This window comes from Novipirellula rosea (assembly GCF_039541335.1).
GTDB lineage: Bacteria > Planctomycetota > Planctomycetia > Pirellulales > Pirellulaceae > Novipirellula > Novipirellula rosea.
Genome location: NZ_BAABGA010000046.1, coordinates 96,860 through 115,650, shown reverse-complemented (window position 1 = coordinate 115,650; position 18,791 = coordinate 96,860). Strand labels below are relative to the sequence as shown.

Sequence of the window (18,791 nt, the reverse complement as noted above, 5' to 3'; positions counted from 1 at the left end):
CGTGCCTCACAGACCTGCCTGCCACTCAGACCTGCCTGCCACTCGGGCCTGCCTGCCACTCGGGCCTGCCCAAAGCGTCCTCGTCTCGTTCGTGAAACGGATTTGCTCCGACCGCCGCAGTGGGCTTCTATGAGCCGAACCCCATCTTCGGGTATCTTCTCCCACATCTTGTTCTTGTTCGCCCTTTGCGATTTTTCTCCGTTTCCCACTCCCCTGCTCGATCCGATCCATGATTCGAACACGATTTGCCCCCAGCCCGACCGGTTATCTTCACATTGGTGGTGTTCGCACCGCCCTTTTCAATTGGTTGGTCGCGCGAAAGATGGGCGGTCAGTTTATTCTTCGCATCGATGACACCGATGCCGGGCGGAACGTGAACGAGGCGATCCAGCCGATCTTGGATGGCTTTCGCTGGTTGGGAATGACTTGGGATGAAGGTCCCGAGGTCGGCGGACCCCACGAGCCCTATTTCCAGTCCCAACGCGCCGATCGCCATGCTGCGGCTGCCAAGTCGCTGTTAGAGAGTGGTCATGCCTACCGAGATTACTCACGCCCCGAAGAGTTCGCGGCGCTGCGAGAGGAAGCACAAAAGGCGGGCAAGCAGTTCATCTACGATCGCCGCTGGATGGCCGAGGATGATGCCGCCGCAGCGGCGTTTGAAGCTGAAGGACGCACCGCCGTCGTTCGGTTAAAGATGCCACGCGAAGGCGAATGTGTCATTTCGGACCTCGTTCGCGGCGAAGTGCGGGTGGCATGGGGGGCCGAGCAAGACCATGTGATCCAACGCGCCGATGGCAGTTGTTTGTATCACCTCGCCAGCGTGGTCGATGACCACGACTACGAGATCACCCACGTAATCCGCTCCGAAGAACATCTGTCGAACACGCCGCGGCAGATCTTTATCCTCGAGTCGCTCGGGTACCAACGACCGGCCTATGCGCATTTGCCCTACGTTGCCGAACCCGGCGGTCATGCAAAATTGAGCAAGCGAAAGCTGGCCAAATACGAGAAGAACAAAGATTTCGCCGAGCTGCTTGCACGGGGACGTCGGATCGCAGACCGCTGTGGGATCCAAACCGAAGCCGATACGTTTAACCCCGTGATTGTCGACTTTTATCGCGAAATTGGGTTCACGGTCGAAGCGATTTTGAATTACTTGTTGCTGTTGGGATGGTCGCTCGACGGCGAACGCGAAAAATTCACGATTGCTGAAATGACCGAACTGTTTTCGCTCGAGCGAGTCACCAAGGCGCCCGCCTCATTTGATCCGCAAAAACTGTTGTCGTTCCAAGGGGACGCGTTTGCCGCACTGCCGCTCGAAGAACGAATCGAGCGAGTCAAACCGTTCGCCGAGCGAGCAGGATTGCTCGAGGAACCGGGCTCCGACGCGAAGCTCGGCGAAGTGGTTCACGGAGCCGGTGACCGACTGAAGATCGCAGGCGATATCCTCGATTTTGATTACTGTTTTCTGGACGAGTTTCCGGTCGATGCCAAAGCCTACGCCAAGCGGATCGACGGTGACGCGGCAGCGAAAGATCTGCTGAAAAAATTGAGAGACCAGTTTGCGGCCGCCGACTCGTGGTCGATCCAGTCGGTTGAAACGCTCGTCAAGCAATTCTGTGAGGGCGAAGGCATCAAACTCGGCAACATCATTCATGCGTTGCGAGTGGCGACCACGGGCACCGCAGCCGGATTTGGCATGTTCGAAACGCTGGCGGTGATCGGCAAAGACCGAGTGTTGGCGCGAATCGACAAGGTGGTCCAAGCGTAACGTTTGAAGTTGCGTCTTCTTCACAACTCGAAGCGTCAGCGAGGACATCTCGATCTTGACGTGGTCCCTCGCTGACTCGCTTCGGGTTCGGATTTGCCTGGAAAACGACAATAACGCAACTTCAAAAAACGTAACGCCGGTTCCGACAGCCGCACAAACCCGTTTGCCCCGCGAAACCGCGACAATCTGTGCCCATGCAGATTTGGGGTGATTTCGGGTAAACTGTATCATGGATATTTCGTCACCCCTTTTTGTTCCATTGCGAGTGTTAGCCATGCAACGTTTCCGTTTCTCATCCTCCGTCGCGATCGTGGTGTGCGCGGCGGTTTGCGTTTTCGCGGCCGGATGCAAACGTGAAGAGACACCGGTGACATTTGAGCCCAACTTTGTCCACGCGATGAAGTACCAAATCAAAGACAACGTCTCGATGGATCAAGCCTCCAAAGACTCGATGTGGGTGGTGACGAAGATGTTCGGCACGCCGGACGAGCCCAAACTGCCTGACTTCGTTGCCGAGGAAGAGGATTTTGCCGAGCTGCTAGATCTCGATCGGCTCGTGCGTGCTTCGGGGCCTGCTGATGCCGAGGGACGTGGCCTGTACCGCAAACATTGTGCGTTGTGTCATGGCGTGACCGGAAATGGACGTGGCACCACTGCGGCAATCTTAAACCCGTATCCACGCGATTACCGGATGGGGGTGTTTAAGTTCAAATCGACTCCGCTTAGCTACAAGCCAACACGAGAGGACATCGCTCGTTCGATTCGCAACGGGATCGCGGGTACCGCGATGGTCAAGATCCCCGAGTTGACCGAAGACGACGTGCAAGCGCTCACCGACTACGTGATCTATTTGTCGTGGCGTGGTGAGACCGAACGAGCCTTGATCGACGACGCCGTCATGGAAGGTGTCGATTTCGAAGGCGGCGAACGCATCATCGATCCTGAATTGGCCAACAGTTCCGACGAAGAAGAACAGGAATTGTACGAGGAGCAATGGGAAATCTCGGAGGAGATCGCGATGGGTATCGCCGAGTCCTGGCTCGAAGCGGAAGACGAAGTGCTTGAGGTACCCGAGCCACCAAGCGATTTTCCCGTTGCCAATTCGCACAAGGATTTCGTCAAGCTGAGCCAAGGCGATCAGGCCGATGCGTTGGCGAAGTCGGTTGAGCGAGGCCGCGAACTATTCCTTGGCAAAGTGGCGTCCTGCAGTAAATGTCATGGTGAGAAGGGGCTCGGTAACGGCCAGACCACCGACTATGACGAATGGACCAAAGACTGGACCGCTCGAATCGGAATCAAACCCGAAGACCGCGAAGCGTTGATCCCGCTGCTTGCCCGCGGAGCGCTGCCGCCAATCAATGCGGTGCCTCGAAACTTCTCGGAAGGCTTGTTCCACGGAGGTTCGGAATCCAGTGATCTGTACCGCCGGATCACGCAAGGGATTGACGGTAGCCCGATGCCCGCAGCGACGTTTGTCGAAGGCCAATTTGAAAAGCAAGATGTTTGGCATCTGATCAACTTCATTCGCTCGCTGCAAACCGCAGATGCCGAGGATGCAGCGAGTGCCGATGCGGCGGCAAGCGAAGCGGTGGGCACCGAGCCGAAAGCGAGCCCCGCGATCTAGCGACAGCGATACCTTTCCTGGTATCTCATCGCAACGGGGTATTTGGGTGACGAAATTCGTCAAGAGTTTCGGATGTATCCTGAGATGCCGAAAGTCACGCACGACTTTCGCTACGACAACGCGTTTAGCGCCGATGGAAGTTGCCCTATCTATTCCCACTTTTTTAATTAGTCAAAGCGATTATGAGCGAGCAAGAAGCGAAACGCGAAAGCAAACACTTTATTCAACAGGCAATTGAGGCCGATTTGGCGGCGGGGCGTTTTTCAGGCGTGTTCACGCGGTTTCCGCCTGAGCCGAATGGCTATCTGCACATCGGGCACGCTAAAAGTATCTGCCTGAACTTTGGATTGGCCAAGGAATATGGTGGCACCTGCAACCTCCGTTTTGACGATACCAACCCCACCAAAGAAGAAACCGAGTACGTCGAGTCGATTCAAGAAGACATCCGTTGGTTAGGCTTCGAGTGGGACAGTTTGCATTACGCCAGCGACTACTTTGACCAACTGTACCAGTGGGCTGAGAAACTGATCGGCGAAGGGCACGCGTACGTCTGTGATTTGACTGCGGAACAGACTCGCGAGTACCGTGGAACGCTGACTGAGCCCGGGAAAAATAGTCCCTTCCGCGACCGCACGGTCGAAGAAAACCTCGATCTGTTTCGGCGGATGCGTGCGGGGGAATTTCCCGATGGTTCACGTGTGCTACGCGCCAAGATTGATATGGCATCGCCGAATATCAATCTGCGGGACCCCGTGATGTACCGCATTCTTCGTGCAACGCATCATCGCACCGGGGATGCTTGGTGTATCTATCCAACCTATGATTGGACGCACGGGCAAAGCGATTCGATCGAAGGGATTTCCTTTTCGATCTGTACGCTCGAGTTCGAGAATCATCGTCCGCTGTACGATTGGTACTGTGAAAAACTCGGCATCCATCACCCGCGTCAAATTGAGTTTGCCAAGCTGAAACTTAGCACGCTGTTGATGGGCAAACGCCACATGTTGCGAATGGTCAAAGAGGGCTACGTCAACGGTTGGGATGATCCGCGGATGCCGACGATCTCGGGGTACCGCCGTCGAGGTTACACGCCCGAATCGATCCGCAACTTTTGCGCTGACGCGGGAATCGCAAAATTCAACAGTACGATCGACATTATCCGGCTTGAAAACGCGGTTCGTGAACATCTAAATGCGGTCGCGCTGCGGCGAATGGCGGTGTTGGATCCGATCAAATTAACGATCACGAATTGGCCTGAGGGCAAGGTCGAGATGACCGAGGCAATCAACAATCCCGAAGACCCGTCGGCAGGCAAACGCGAGATTCCTTTTTCAGGCAGCTTGTGGATCGAACAAGATGATTTCCGCGAAGAGGCGCCACGCAAGTTCTTTCGTCTAAAGAAAGGGGGCGCGGTCCGTCTGCGTGCCGGTTACATCGTTGATTGCCACGATGTAGTCAAAGACGCCGATGGCAACGTGATCGAAATTCTCTGTACCTACGATCCGGAAACCAAAAGTGGCTCCGATTCCTCGGGACGCAAAGTCAAAGGAACGATTCACTGGGTCAGCGCCGAGCATGCCGTCGAGGCGGAAGTCCGCTTGTACGACCGCTTGTTCACCGTCGAAAACCCTGGCGACCCCGAGGAAGGCAAAACGTTCCTTGATTACTTGAACCCCGATTCGCTAAAAGTGATCACCGGATATCTCGAACCGGCGCTTGCGGAAGCCGAATTGGGTGATCGCGTTCAATTCGAGCGATTGGGCTACTACGTTGTCGATCCCGATACCACGCCGCAGAAGAGGGTCTTCAATCGAATCGTCTCGCTTCGCGACACCTGGGGCAAAATGGAAGCCAAGGGCAAAGCGAACTGAGTCGCTCGTGGAAGTTTTGCGATTCGATCATTCGCCACAAAACGTTGCTCCGCGACTTGGTGTCTATTTCAGAACCAAAGCCTTGGGCTAAAGTCCAAGGCTATCACGTAAAGTGCCTCCGGCACAAAATTGAGCATCTTCAAAGCGCGTGTGCGAGAGATTTCAATCTGATCACCGTGCTCATTCAACAAAAAAACAGGGCACGGTAAACCGTGCCCTGTTCGTTTTCAGTTTCGATTCGGCTGAATCCAACTAGCTATTGTTAACGTTCGCGACTTCCGCTTCCGCGCTTGCATCTTCCGCGTCTTCGCCCTCTTCGATCGGAGCTGCATACCCTCCAGCGGCAAGCACTTGTTGCTTGATTTCGTCCGCGACATCCTTGTTCTCGATCAGGAAGTTACGAGCCTTCTCTTTGCCTTGTCCCAGATACGTTTCACCGTATTTAAACCAAGCACCGCTGCGGTTGACGATGTTGTGAGTCGTACCGAGATCCAGCAGGTCGCCTTCGTAGCTGATCCCGTTGCTGTGCATCATGTCGAACTCGGCGATGCGGAAGGGAGGTGCCACTTTGTTTTTGACGATCTTTGCCTTGACTCGTTGGCCGACCTGTTCTTCGCCATCTTTCAAGGCTCCGATTCGACGCACGTCGATACGGCAGGATGCGTAAAACTTTAGGGCTCGACCGCCCGGAGTCGTTTCGGGGCTGCCGAACATCACTCCAACCTTTTCGCGGATCTGGTTGATGAAGATCACACAGCACTTGCTCTTCGAGATCGCACCGGTCAACTTACGCATCGCCTGGCTCATCAGTCGAGCTTGCAGACCGACGTGGCTGTCACCAATTTCGCCCTCAAGTTCTTTCTTGGGAACCAACGCGGCGACCGAGTCGATGATGATCACGTCAACGGCATTGCTCTTGACCAGCATTTCACAGATTTGCATCGCTTCTTCACCACTGCTCGGTTGGCTGACCAACAGTGTGTCGAGTTCGACGCCAAGCTTTTTGGCCCAACTGGGGTCAAACGCATGCTCGGCGTCGATGATCGCGGCGATGCCGCCTAGTTTCTGGGCTTCGCCGCCAATGTGCAGTGCCAACGTGGTTTTACCACTCGATTCGGGACCATACACTTCGATGATACGACCGCGTGGAACGCCAAAGCCACCGAGGGCCATGTCGAGCCCCAAGCTGCCTGTCGGGATGCCGTCGATTTTGAAGGTTTGATTTGCACCCAAAGGCATGATCGAACCTTCGCCAAAGGTCTTTTCGATCTGCTGAAGCGTGGTTTTTAATCCTGGCTCACGGGAAAGGATTTCCTTCAAGTTTGGATCGACTTTTGCGCCTTTGCTTGCCGCTGATTTTGCTGCTTTCTTAGCCACTGTATTATTCCCTTTCAGAAAAATCCCGTGAAAGTTCCCGCACCTTGGATCAGTCAATCTTCGTGTGAGGTGAACGTGTTTATCGTACCGGTGTAAAGCGGGACTGCCAAGCATTACGTTTGCATTCGCAGTGACTTGCTTGGTGAAACTTGCGTCTCCGTCCGATTTACTTGCCACACTCTTAGTATCAGTGCAGGTCCAGACACGTCTGGTCACCGGCCTACGTTTTTTCTGAAATATTCTTTCTGTCATTCCCCAGCGGGAAAAACGTCATCAAAATCGGCATTGCTAGCAATGCTTACCTAACCGGCAAATTCGGCTTGTTAAGTTTATGGGCCGCTGGCGTGTGAGCGGCCGGACGCGACGCATAACCCGGCGTCCTACGGCCCTTGGCTCACCAAGGGCATTCACATCTTGATAAAACCAGCAGGCCGTCAAGACTTTCGGAAGCATGGCATGAATCATTGGGAAATCGAAATTCTTGACGAATTCCGCTGCTAAATTTCCGGCGCCGATGCGTTCTCTGGCAGAGCCTAGAAGTCACGTCGTGAAAAGTAGACGCAGCTGGTCGTTAACAGCACCGCGATAAACAGCGTGCAGCTGAGTACCGGTTCGAGGATTTTGTAGCGGACCAGTTCGACGGGGCCAAACTCGTCACGATTCATTTCAAGCGACGATTCGCCACTGACAATCGCAGCGATAGTGCCCCCCAGTTCGCTCGTCTGAGGCGTGATACTGCGAAGCGGACCGATCAGAAAACGATCGATTTGACGCCATGTCGACAACTGCGGTCGCAGCGTGCGGTGCAGCGTCAATGTATCGGCATCAAGCAGGTCCACTTGGTCGATGTCATGCGCGATCATCAGCGTCGAGGATCGTTTGTCCGTGGCAATCGCTTCGATGTTGGATTGGGGCAAGGGATCAGCGAGGATCCACTTTTCCGAATCAGGGTCACGCGTCAAGACGCGACATCGCTGATCGCTGGTTAAAACGGCGAAACGCGAATCGTCGCCAATCGCAATCGAGGACACGACCGACAAACGGTCAGGTAGCGGCACGCTTGCCGTCGGTGTGAGGGTGTCGCGATCAAAAATCTGAAGCGAGTCGTCGTTGCTGGCTAGCAGTACCGAGTCGCGACTGAGCGAGAGAAACGCAAAGCGAGGTAGCGGGGCATCGATGGTGTGTGTGGCGACGACTTGCCATGCCGCGCTGGATGCAAGTTGGGTCGTTGTGGAATCCGTTGTCGGTTGGAGTCGTGACAGTTGCCTGCCGCTAAACAGCACCATCGTATCACCCGAGGCACTGATCCCAACGCTGCGGGGCGGAGTGAGCAGGACGTCGCTGGGCAGGATGTCTTGGAATCCTTCGGTAGCCGCCCCCATCATGCTCGCCAATTTTTGCAGCCAGCTGTTCTGTGGGGCCGCGGATGACATTCCGCTGGCGGACGCTGCTGCCGCTACGGAATCGTCGTCTGTTTTTGGGTTGTGGCTGGAATCCCCCACCGTTTCGCGGATTTGTTGTTTTGACGTAACGGCAATGCCACTGGAGTTGATTGCAAACACGCCGTTATCGGCACTGACTAGCTGCAAGGTCGCCGTCGGCAATCGCAGACTTGGTTGAGCACGCCACTGGTTTGATTCGTCGAGCACGAGCAAATCAAAGCCGCCGAGTCCAAATGGATTAAAGCGACCGCCGCGGACGACCGCGGTCACGATGGTCGAGTCATCGATTGCCACTGGCGCAAGCACGCGGTTGCGTCCGAGGGCTTCGGATTCATAGATCTCGTCCCACTGTTCGGTTTTTGCGTCCCACCGTAACAGGCCCTCGCCCCGCGTTGTCGCGAACACTTCATCGCCTGCGATCGTCATTTGGTTGATCGTGCTCGGGCGTGTGACAAAGCCGTCAAAGAAGCCGCCGATCATGCCCACGACGACCAAATAGGCGCCAAACATGCATGTGATTCCAATCGCCAAAATGGGCGATCGAAAACGAAGCCCCGCAAGCGTCGAGACGCTGTAAAAGACGGCAAACACAAACACCGAAACTGGGATGCACAGCAGCAGACGGGCATTCCAGACATCCAACCGTAGTCCCGCGATCAAGTACAGTCCGATGATCAATTGAATGACGCACAGAAACACAAACGCACACCCCCCCACAAACTTGCTGAGCAGCAGCAGCCAACGCGAGACAGGTTTGCTGAGCAGCAGGTGAAGCGACCCCGGCTGCAGCATGTCGGGGATGATTGATGCTGTGACCAGGATTCCCAAAAAGACCAGGATGAATCCGAGCAGCCAATTGATGATCGTTGGCACCACGATCTGGTTTAACAAAATCAGAAATTGGGTTTTGTCGACGGCAAAGCGTGCAGGGAAATCGATGCCCAGATAGGTCAGCATGATCGAACGAGCCGAGCGTGATTCAAACACACCAGGGATCGCGGCCTCGATCCGCAGTCGCGCCCGGCGTTTGCGTAGCGTTTCGTCGATTTCGTCGGGGCCGAGTTCATCGAGCTCGCGAAGCTCACGCAGACGGGCCGTCGATTTCCATAGCTCGGCGTCGTACCACGACTCGTCCTCGAACAACGAGTTAAGCGAATCCGCCAGCGTGGTGAAGTAGAACCGCACATCTTCGCCTTGGCCAACCTGACGCAGTTCGCGTTTGACATCTTCGGGCAAACCATTTGCGATCTTGCCGACCGGTGTGTTCGCTTTGCTGGGGTCGGCGATACCCGCCGCCAACATCGCTTTGAGTCGACCGCCGTTATCGATATCACGATCGCGGAACGTGGTGGTAAAGTCTTCGCGATACCCGATTGGCGCTAGAGCTCCTAGCAGTATCCAAATCGCGATAAATGCCACCCATAAAATTCGCGACGACAGCGCCGCGTGAAACGAATCAAGAATGATCGCGATGTAAGGCCACAAACGTCTCACGTCGTCTCCTTGGATCTTGAGACTTCACGCATGAATGTCTCTTCAAACGATTCGCGTTTCAGTTTCAGCCCGCGGAGCGAAAATCCATTGCGTCGTAAGCCATCGACCACGTCATCGACCTCACTTTGCGAGGACAGTGGCAACGTGAACTCCAGCGTCATCGCATGCGGAGCATCAAGATCGGTCGCCGACGGTATGGGGTCCGAGGGCGTACCGCCAGCGAATTGGATGGCAGGAAAGGTTTGCCGCAGCCATTGCGCGGGGTCTTGAGCCGAGGACCCTGGTGCGGGCATCGCGACTTCGAATGCGACTTCTTCGAAGCGATCAAATTGAGTCAGTTCGTCGATGCGTCCGGCGACACAGATCTTGCCATGAGACATGATCGCGACACGGGAACAGATCAGTTCAACTTCTTGCAAAATATGGCTGTTCAGAAAAATCGTCTTTCCTGATTCTCGCAATCGATCGATAACCTTGCGGACTTCGTTGCGGCCCACGGGGTCGAGCCCGTCGGTGGGCTCGTCCAGGACGAGCAGATCGGGATCATGCATCAGCGCTTGGGCGAGTCCGAGCCGCTGATACATCCCCTTGCTGAATTGGCGAACCGATTCGCGGTCGCGTCCTCGTAGCCCGACCAGTTCCAGCAGTTCGTCGCTGCGTCGGTTGATTTCAGCACCCGACATTTGGCTCATGCGAGCGTAATAGCGTAGCGCGGATCGCGCGGAATGATGGCGATCAACCCGCAGCGATTCTGGCAGGTAACCAACTCGCATACGTGCGGCAATGCTGCCTGCGGGTTCACCAAACAGCGACGCGGAACCTGAACTGCTGCGAATGACGCCGAGTAAGATTTTGATCAGCGTTGTTTTGCCGGCACCGTTGGGGCCGAGCAACCCAAATACTTCGCCTGCGCGAACTTGCAGACTCGCCCCTCGCAGGGCCTCGACCACATGGCGGCCGCGAAAGGACCAAGCCGAGTACTTCTTTTTCAGATCCGAAACATCAATCACCACCCGTTGCGATGGCGATCCATGTGACAAAGGATCGACAGATTCGCGATGTCGATGGTCTGCGGGCGGCGTCTCGTCGAGATCCACAGAGTTGCGGTCCGTGATGTCCAAACGCTAGACCGACAAAATGCGGAGGAGTAGATACGACAGCCAGGTGAAGGTCACCGCGACCATCCCAATCGCCAACCAGCGGTGGGCGGGTTGACGCCACGATGGAGGATGAACTTCGCGTTCGTAGATATGGCGAAATCGTTCACGCTGTTGTTCGGAATCAAACACGCCATCGTCGACTAATTCATGCAGCCCGAATTGAACCGAATATTCGACCACCCCGAACACGCTGCAGCGATGTTGATCGATATCGACGCCGACTCCCTCGAAATACCACAGCTGGTTCCCGAAGGAATGTTCGGATTCGAGCGATTCATCCACGCACCGCAACTGGACAACGTCACTCCGCTCGGGACAGAATCGTGCTCGCGTCATCGCGCGGTTACAATCCAACCGAACCTGTCGGATCGTTCGCTCTGAAAAACGTCGTGTTCGCGTATCAGCGCCCATCGGCCTGCTCCGGATTTTGCCGTTAAAGGGGGTTATATCGCCTCATCCCATTATTATTGCGGCTTCCGGTAGTAGCGTCACTGCCAGAACTCTCGTTTTTTTAAAACTCAGCGGGGATCCGCGAAGATCGTCCTCTTTTATTTTTCCTAAGCCGATTCTTTTTACAGCCTCGTTGCAACGAAATCACTCTCTAGAGTGGGGGGGGGCGTTGCGGCTTGTTTTTTTGTCTCTGAATTGCAGCAATATCCCTTATGGCCATCAGCATGTTTGAACGCCGTTCCTTGACCGCTCCCATTACTTTGGGGGTGGTGATGATTGTGATCGTCGTGGTGTTGGCGGCGGTGTGGATTATTGCCAGCTGGTTGAGCGCGCAAGGCGGGCAAGCATCGAAGCCTGTTTTTTGGGTAATTCTTGCCACCGGAGTGATTTTGCTCGCCGGCATGCTGGCTGGCTCGATCGCCTATTTGACGTTGACCGTCAAAGCGGTGAACTTGAATCGCCGGCAATCCAATTTCATTGACTCGGTGACTCACGAGCTGAAAAGCCCGATCGCGTCACTGAAGCTGTACCTGCAAACGCTGACCCGGCGGAACGTGGGCGAAGAGCAACAAAAGGACTTTCATCGGTTCATGCTCGAGGATGTCGAGCGACTCGATTCGCTGATTAACCATCTGCTTGACGCCGCCCGCATCGAGCGTGGGACCGAGCCAAGTGAAAAGGAAGAGGTGCGGCTGGATCAATTGTTGCTCCAATGTAGTTCGGCAGCCTGCTTGCGGTATCGTGTTCCCGAGGACACGATCATCGTCGAGAGTCCCACCATCACCTTGCGAAGCCAACCGGTTCAGTTAGAGATTCTGTTTCGAAACTTGATTGACAATGCAGTGAAATATGGCGGCACCCCCAGGGCGGTGGTGGTCCGCGCCCGAGTGGCTGATGAGCAGCAGGTCATCGTCTCCATTATCGACAACGGCAACGGCATTCCAGCGAACCAGAAACGCAAGGTTTTTGGTCGCTTTGTTCGGCTGGGAAACGAACTCGAACGCAGCCAACCGGGAACCGGGCTTGGGCTGCATCTGGTTCGTAACGTAACCAAATCTGTCGGAGGGTCGGTGCGAATTCTCGATCGCAGTGATCAACCCGGCACTGAGTTTCAGGTGATTCTTAAAGGGCTCGTTCGCGGCGAAGAGGCTTCCTCTCGCGACGCAGCAAATGAAGATCCTCACGCAACGAGATGAATTTAGAAAGTAATCGTCATGCCCGCGCATATACTTGTTGTTGAAGATGAAAAGCACCTTGGGGTCGGTATCAAGTACAACCTCGAGGCCGAGGGATATCGCGTCTCGCTGGTCGAGGACGGTCCCACCGCGCTGCGTTTGATTGACGCCAGTTCGGCACCGGTGGATTTGGTCGTCTTGGATCTGATGCTGCCCAGCATGAGCGGGTATTCGGTCTGCGAAGCGATTCGCGAGCAAGGATCGATGATTCCAGTGCTAATGTTGTCCGCCCGCACGCTTGCCGAGGATCGGACTCGCGGTTTCGACGTGGGGGCGAACCAGTACATGAGCAAGCCGTTCGAGTTGGATGAATTGCTCAGTCGGGTGAAAAACCTGCTCCAAATCGCAGGCTTCGAACGGAACAAGCCCGCACCTAAAAAGGCTCGAACAGCGGTATCCGAAGTGCAGTTCGGTTCGCTCGACGTCAACTTTGAAACCCACGAAGTTCAAGCTGCCGGTAAACCGGTGCGGATGACCCCCAAGGAGTTGCGGCTGCTGCGTTACTTTGTCGAAAACCCGAATCGCGTCATCAGTCGCAACGAATTGTTAAGCGAGGTATGGGGGATGTCGGGCAATCTGCAGACGCGAGCGGTGGATCAATTCATCGCCCGGCTGCGAAAGATCATCGAGCCCGATAGCACCGTTCCCGTCCATCTGCTGACAATCCGTGACGCAGGCTACCGATTTGTGCTCGAGCCTAACGCGAGCGAAAGCGGCGGCAGCTAGAAAAGGGCCGTCAATGTCGCACGGTTCTCTGCGTTTGAAGCTTTCCGAGATTGAAGCCTTCTGCGATTGAAGCCTGGGGGGCGATATCAGTCCATGAAAAAAGCCAACCTGCTTTGCGAAAAGCAGATTGGCTTTTTGTGTTTTGAACCGCGGGATCGCGGGTTCAGGATTTCGATTACTCGTCGCTGCCTGCAGCAACGGTTTCTTGCTCTTGTTGCGGAGCTTCGGATTCAAACGAAGGGCGTTCCGCTTTACGCTTGACGCGATCGTTCTTGCCAACGAGTTCGAGGATTGCGCGGGTACCGGCGTCGCCCAAACGAGGTGTGGCCAGACGCAAGATGCGTGTGTATCCACCGGGACGATCCGCGTAGCGTTCGGCAATCGTGTCGAACAGAATGCGAGTCGCTTGGCGATCGCCAATCAACTGCACCACGCGTCGCTGAGCGGCAACAACGGGAGCACGGGCTGCAGCCCACTTTGCCCAATCGTCGCTGGTTCGCCATTTCTTGTAGGCGTCGGTGCCACGTTCCGCTGGCGCTTCGTACTTGCGAGCTTCTTCAGCCGCAACCAACGATTTCTTCGCGATCGTGATGCACTTTTCTACCAAGGGGCGAACCTCTTTGGCTTTGTGCAATGTGGTCGTGATGCGTCCGGCAACCTTAGGGGCGTTGTCGTCGTAAGTTGCATCGCGTTCAGTAAGGAACAGTGCACTGGCCAAGTTCTTCAGCAGCGCCTTGCGGTGGCTTGGACTTCGTCCAAGCACGCGGCCTCGTCGTCGGTGTCGCATGGCGGAATATCCGTCAAAAAGTTTCTATAGAAATTGTAAGGGGTTTTCGATGACGCAAGCGTCATCTTAGAACAAAGGTTGGTTTGGCACTCGCATGCCAAGATGCAGCCCGTACTGAGAAAGTTTCTCGCGTACTTCGTTTAGCGTGGTGTCGCCAAAGTTGCGAACTTCAAGCAGCGAATCTTCGGTGCGTTGGACTAGGTCGCGAACCGTCATGATGTTTTCGCTTTCCAAGCAATTGTTGGCTCGGACCGACAAACGCAGGTCGGCTAGCGTCATGTTCAGTTTCGCTTCGAGTTGAGCCTCGGGCGATCCCGTTCCACCGCGTGCAGCCGAGAAAATGCTCGGTCCGAGTTCGCGGTACTGAACGAATGGGTTGAGATGTTTGCGAAGGATCTTCGCTGATTCCACCAATGCCAATTCGGGGTTCAGGCTGCCATCGGTCCAGACTTCGAGGATCAAACGGTCGAAGTTGGTCTTTTGACCAACACGCGTTTCCTCGACTTCGTAACGGACACGGGTGATCGGGCTGAAGACCGCGTCGATTGGAATGATTCCAATTTCGTGGTCAACGCTGCTGTGCTCGGTGCTAGGCACGTAACCACGACCATTTTCGACAACCATTTCCATCATGAATGGAACATCGTCGGTGAGGGTCGCGATGACGTGATTCTTGTTAATGATTTCGACATCGGCATCGGTTTGGATGTCCGCGCCGGTGATCGGGCCCGCTTTGTCACGTTCAACCGTGATCACGCGAGTCGCTTCGGTGTGGTTGCGAACGACAAGGCTTTTCACGTTCAACACGACTTCGGTCACGTCTTCCATCACGCCTGGGATGGTGGTGAATTCGTGTTGAGCGCCACGGATTTTAATCTGAGTGACCGCACTGCCCATCAAGCTACTTAGCAGTACGCGACGCAAGCTATTGCCGACGCTTGCACCAAAGCCGCGCTCGAATGGTTCTGCTGAAAACTTACCGTAGGTCGATGTGAGGGTATCGCGATCGACTTCGAGCGAGCTTGGAAGTTCCATGCCACGCCATCGAATGTGCATCGTCATAAAGCCTCAATATGTTTGTGGGTGTGTGGGAGTGGGGTCAGCTGCAATTACGTCGGGCTAGGTAAATCGGCCACTCGGTGATTGAACACGTCGGGTCGATCGCACCGCCCTGCATCGCAACGCAGACAAAGGGGGGCGTCACCGCAGGAGCGGGACGCCAAGGTTGATTACACGCGTCGTTTCTTGCGTGGTCGGCAACCGTTGTGAGGGATCGGAGTGACTTCTTCGATCAACTTCACGTTCAAACCAGCGGCTTGCAGCGAAGTGATTGCACTTTCGCGGCCTGAACCTGGGCCCTTCACGCGGACTTCGACGTCACGCATGCCGAACTTGGTTGCCTTTTCAGCGGCTTGTTGTGCAGCACATTGGCCCGCAAACGGGGTGCTCTTACGGCTTCCCTTGAAACCACTGGTTCCCGCACTCGCCCAGCACAATGTGTCACCTTTGGGATCGGTGATTGTGACGGTGGTGTTGTTGAACGTTGCGTGGATGTGGGCAATGCCGCTGGTGACGTTGCGACGAACTCGCTTCTTTTTGTTGGTCTTTGCCACTGCAAAGTCTCTATCAGTGAAATTGGGTGAGGTTCAGTAAGTTGACGATGGGGTGTTTCAGGCAGGACGAGAAACGAAGACTTTCTGCGTTTCTCAGCCACAGGACGGCGATTAACGCAAATCCTTGACGCCCTTCTTGCCCGCAACCGTCTTGCGAGGGCCTTTACGAGTCCGAGCGTTGGTTTTGGTTCGCTGGCCACGTACTGGCAAACTGACGCGATGACGGATGCCGCGATAGCATCGGACTTCGCGAAGTCGGTTAATATTTTGGGTGACTTGACGACGAAGAGGACCTTCGACCGTGTATTCACGCTCAAGTAGTGCGGTGATTCGGCTCAGCTCATCTTCAGCCAAGTCGTTTGCATTTCGTGTCGGCTCAATCCCAAGCTTTTCGCACACCTCACGGGCCGTATGCAAACCGATCCCATACAAATAGGTCAGCGAATATTGGATTTGCTTGTCGTTTGGCACATCGACGCCCATCAGACGGGGCATAACGGAACTCCTGCAAGTATCGATCAGAGGGACGGCAAAATACGACGAACGTGTGACACATTGGGTCAAGGTGCACGATGCATCGGCCAAGAATCCCGGACTATACCGTCTGGCCCCCTTTTTGCTCAATGGGGACGTGGGATGATTTTTCTAAGAATTTTCACGAACCATTCGGATGAACTCCGTTGGGACGCTGTTTTTCGAAGAGGCGATGACGCGGGTTTGCTCGATTTGGCGGAATTTGGAGAGCTCGATCGACAGAGTCGTGTCTCCACAAACCGAGGACCACACTCGAGTTAGCCAAACTTCGTCGCAACATGGTAGCAATTGTCGGTAGATTTCGGCACCGCCCACCACATAGATTCCACGGTTCTTGGAGGAAGTGTCCGAGTCAGCGGAACTTTCTTGTTGAGAAGTTGGGGACGATTGCGAAGCTGGGGCTTGGCGGGCCATCTGGACCGCTTGTTCCGGATTTTCGGCGCGGCACACCCCTTCGCATTTCCAATCGGCGTTGCGAGTGACCACGATCGTGCGGCGGCCCGGCAGCGGACGGCCAATCGAATCGTACGTCCGCCGACCCATAATCAGCGTCCCCCCCATCGTCAGCTGTTTGAACCGCATCAGATCGCTCCGCAATCGCCACGGCATATCGCCGTCTTTGCCGATCACTCCCGTGGGGGTCATCGCCACCAACGCAATCACACGCGATCGGTCTGTGCGCTGCTTGGCGGCCACAGCGTCGTCGGTCCTCACACCTGCAGAACTCATACGGCGATTGGGGCTTTGATGCGAGGGTGCGGATCGTAATCGGTCAACTGGAAATCCTCGAACTTGAATCCGTCGATCGAGTCGGGGGTCGATTGAATTTGCATCTTTGGTAGCGGTTTGGGATGCCGTGTCAGCTGCTCGCTAGCTTGGTCAAAATGGTTGCGGTAAAGATGGACGTCCCCCAAGGTATGAACGAAATCGCCCGGTTCGAGTCCAGTGACCTTCGCCATCATCATCGTCAGCAGTGCGTAGCTGGCGATATTAAAGGGAACGCCAAGAAACAAATCGGCACTGCGTTGGTACAGTTGGCAAGAGAGTTTTCCGCCCGCAACGTAGAACTGAAAGAGCAGATGGCAGGGGGGCAACGCCATTTTGTCGATCTGATGAGCGTTCCAGGCCGAAACGATCAAGCGACGGGATTGAGGGTTCTCGCGGATTTCGTTGGTGACCCAGGCGATTTGGTCAACCGTTTCCCCGTTGCCGCCTTCCCATGAACGCCATTGTTGGCCGTAGACCGGCCCCAGGTTTCCCTCTTCGTCAGCCCATTCGTCCCAGATGCTGACCCCATTTTCGCGGAGATAGCTGATGTTGGTATCGCCACGCAAAAACCACAGCAATTCGTGCAAAATCGAATGCATATGCAGCTTTTTGGTCGTCAGCAGCGGAAAGCCTTCGCTCAAGTCAAATCGCATTTGGCGACCAAACAAGCCACGCGTTCCGACCCCGGTGCGGTCGTCGCGGTCGAGGCCATGATTCAAGACTTCGTCGAGCAATTGAAGGTAAGTTCGCATCGGATGAAGTTTGGATTTAATAAGAGTAAATAAGAGGATACGTCGGTCGACGGCACGGCCGGGCGACCACGCAATCATTCGATTGCTAATTCTATCCAGTTAAGAATGAGTTTGCCGAGTGCTGGCATCTCCAATATCTTCGGCGCCCGGTCCCTGTCGGCCCAGTCCCTGTCGGCCCAGTCCCTGTCGGCCCGGTCCCTGTCAGCCCGGCCCGTATCGTGTCACGGCCGAGTCCAATCGAGCGTCCAGTGTCGGTCGCTGGTCGCATGAACGCACTCGGCGTCGATTCCACATTCCGCAGCAGCGACTCGGATTTCGTCCAGCGTCAATGCGGCGTGCAGCGATTGTCGCAGCAATTGCTTGGCCACCTCGTTTTCGTCCCCTGCGTGAGTTTGCACTAGCGATTCGACTTCGGCTGCGGATTCCGGACGCATCAGGTCACGGATGAACACGCGTCCCCCGCTCTTGACTAATCGCATCGAGGTTTTGATCGCGTCACCGGACTGTTCCAGATGATGGATCAGGCTGTTGGAAACCACCGTGTCGGCAATCTCGTCCTCATACCCTGTCATCGTTTTTGCGTCCGCTTGGTGGAGCATAATTTGGTCCAGCATTCCAGCGAAGTCGACTTCTTGTTTGGCAAGTCCCAGCATCTCGGTCGACAGATCGACCGCCATGACTTCGATTGCCTTGTCACGTGACGCAATTTCGATCGCCAGAACCCCAGGGCCACATCCCAAGTCGATCACCCGGGGGCCGGTCGTGCCGCCGGCAAACAAATCGTCGACGAAAATGCGATTGACCTCGGCATGGTTCATCTGCAAATAGGCCACCGCTTCGTCAAATGCGTCCATCGTTTCAGGTTCGAGCGTACGAGCGAGTGTCACGTAATATTCCTGAAAAGTGAGAGGACAGAGCGGTGTGCAACGTGAGTGCAGATTTTACGGGATGCTTCTGGCCCAATCTATGAAAATTTCGCGATGCCGACTTCAAAACGTGTTCGTCTGACTACTATCGGGCATTAAACCCGTGCCCCGTTAGCCATCTTATGGTTTTGCTGCCTGGCCACCGCAGCGGAACGGACGCTGTTTAACCGGCAAACAGATTGCAGAACGCTCGGGGGCTTACGGAATAGTGCTGCGTGGTGGCACATTGGGCTTTGTGGTAACACATTGGCATCAGTACAA

16 protein-coding genes are annotated in these 18,791 nt (G+C 55.2%); 5 read left to right on the top strand and 11 right to left on the bottom strand.

The features are described from left to right. Positions 1 to 229: 229 nt before the first annotated feature. From gltX to ABD971_RS18030, 3 genes are all read left to right on the top strand, one after another. On the top strand, positions 230 to 1,771 hold the full coding sequence (gene gltX / locus ABD971_RS18040) for a glutamate--tRNA ligase (protein ID WP_345324336.1): 1,542 nt from the start codon (positions 230 to 232) through the stop codon (positions 1,769 to 1,771). 274 nt (positions 1,772 to 2,045) lie between these two features. Next, positions 2,046 to 3,395, top strand: a complete 1,350-nt coding sequence (locus ABD971_RS18035) for a cytochrome c (protein ID WP_345324334.1) — start codon at positions 2,046 to 2,048, stop codon at positions 3,393 to 3,395. Positions 3,396 to 3,577: 182 nt separating this feature from the next. Further along, entirely contained in the window at positions 3,578 to 5,266 is a 1,689-nt protein-coding gene (locus tag ABD971_RS18030; RefSeq protein ID WP_345324332.1) for a glutamine--tRNA ligase/YqeY domain fusion protein, read from the top strand. Between the two features lie 252 nt (positions 5,267 to 5,518). On the opposite strand, the gene recA is transcribed toward ABD971_RS18030, so the two are convergent. From recA to ABD971_RS18010, 4 genes are all read right to left on the bottom strand, one after another. Next, a complete protein-coding gene (gene recA, locus ABD971_RS18025) occupies positions 5,519 to 6,643 on the bottom strand; it encodes a recombinase RecA (protein WP_339940600.1) in 1,125 nt (374 codons plus the stop codon). A 533-nt stretch (positions 6,644 to 7,176) separates the two neighbouring features. Further along, positions 7,177 to 9,579: an ABC transporter permease gene (locus ABD971_RS18020; RefSeq protein ID WP_345324329.1), complete on the bottom strand. Its 2,403-nt coding sequence runs from the start codon at positions 9,577 to 9,579 to the stop codon at positions 7,177 to 7,179. Further along, a complete protein-coding gene (locus tag ABD971_RS18015) occupies positions 9,576 to 10,619 on the bottom strand; it encodes an ABC transporter ATP-binding protein (protein ID WP_425571334.1) in 1,044 nt (347 codons plus the stop codon). The genes ABD971_RS18020 and ABD971_RS18015 overlap by 4 nt, the downstream gene beginning before the upstream one ends. 84 nt (positions 10,620 to 10,703) lie before the next feature. Then, the gene (locus tag ABD971_RS18010) at positions 10,704 to 11,075 is read right to left on the bottom strand and encodes a hypothetical protein (RefSeq protein WP_345324327.1); all 372 of its coding nucleotides are present in this window, start codon (positions 11,073 to 11,075) and stop codon (positions 10,704 to 10,706) included. Between the two features lie 338 nt (positions 11,076 to 11,413). On the opposite strand from ABD971_RS18010, the gene ABD971_RS18005 reads away from it, so the two are divergent. Further along, entirely contained in the window at positions 11,414 to 12,385 is a 972-nt protein-coding gene (locus ABD971_RS18005; protein WP_345324325.1) for a sensor histidine kinase, read from the top strand. Between the two features lie 18 nt (positions 12,386 to 12,403). Beyond that, entirely contained in the window at positions 12,404 to 13,150 is a 747-nt protein-coding gene (locus ABD971_RS18000) for a response regulator transcription factor (protein WP_345324323.1), read from the top strand. Positions 13,151 to 13,325: 175 nt separating this feature from the next. Here the strand turns inward: ABD971_RS18000 and ABD971_RS17995 are convergent, their stop codons facing one another. The 7 genes from ABD971_RS17995 to ABD971_RS17965 all read right to left on the bottom strand — a co-directional run bounded on the left by ABD971_RS17995 (position 13,326) and on the right by ABD971_RS17965 (position 18,491). After that, positions 13,326 to 13,937, bottom strand: coding sequence for a bL17 family ribosomal protein (locus tag ABD971_RS17995; protein ID WP_339940589.1), 612 nt, complete (start codon positions 13,935 to 13,937; stop codon positions 13,326 to 13,328). A gap of 66 nt (positions 13,938 to 14,003) precedes the next feature. After that, positions 14,004 to 14,999, bottom strand: coding sequence for a DNA-directed RNA polymerase subunit alpha (locus ABD971_RS17990; RefSeq protein WP_008696446.1), 996 nt, complete (start codon positions 14,997 to 14,999; stop codon positions 14,004 to 14,006). A 167-nt stretch (positions 15,000 to 15,166) separates the two neighbouring features. Continuing rightward, entirely contained in the window at positions 15,167 to 15,550 is a 384-nt protein-coding gene (gene rpsK / locus ABD971_RS17985; RefSeq protein ID WP_008696448.1) for a 30S ribosomal protein S11, read from the bottom strand. 111 nt (positions 15,551 to 15,661) lie between these two features. After that, positions 15,662 to 16,033, bottom strand: coding sequence for a 30S ribosomal protein S13 (rpsM, locus tag ABD971_RS17980; RefSeq protein WP_425571333.1), 372 nt, complete (start codon positions 16,031 to 16,033; stop codon positions 15,662 to 15,664). A 162-nt stretch (positions 16,034 to 16,195) separates the two neighbouring features. Further along, on the bottom strand, positions 16,196 to 16,729 hold the full coding sequence (locus tag ABD971_RS17975) for a dihydrofolate reductase (RefSeq protein ID WP_425571332.1): 534 nt from the start codon (positions 16,727 to 16,729) through the stop codon (positions 16,196 to 16,198). A gap of 80 nt (positions 16,730 to 16,809) precedes the next feature. Further along, a complete protein-coding gene (locus ABD971_RS17970) occupies positions 16,810 to 17,604 on the bottom strand; it encodes a thymidylate synthase (RefSeq protein WP_339940581.1) in 795 nt (264 codons plus the stop codon). 221 nt (positions 17,605 to 17,825) lie between these two features. After that, on the bottom strand, positions 17,826 to 18,491 hold the full coding sequence (locus tag ABD971_RS17965) for a class I SAM-dependent methyltransferase (RefSeq protein WP_345324310.1): 666 nt from the start codon (positions 18,489 to 18,491) through the stop codon (positions 17,826 to 17,828). Between the last annotated feature and the right edge of the window lie 300 nt (positions 18,492 to 18,791).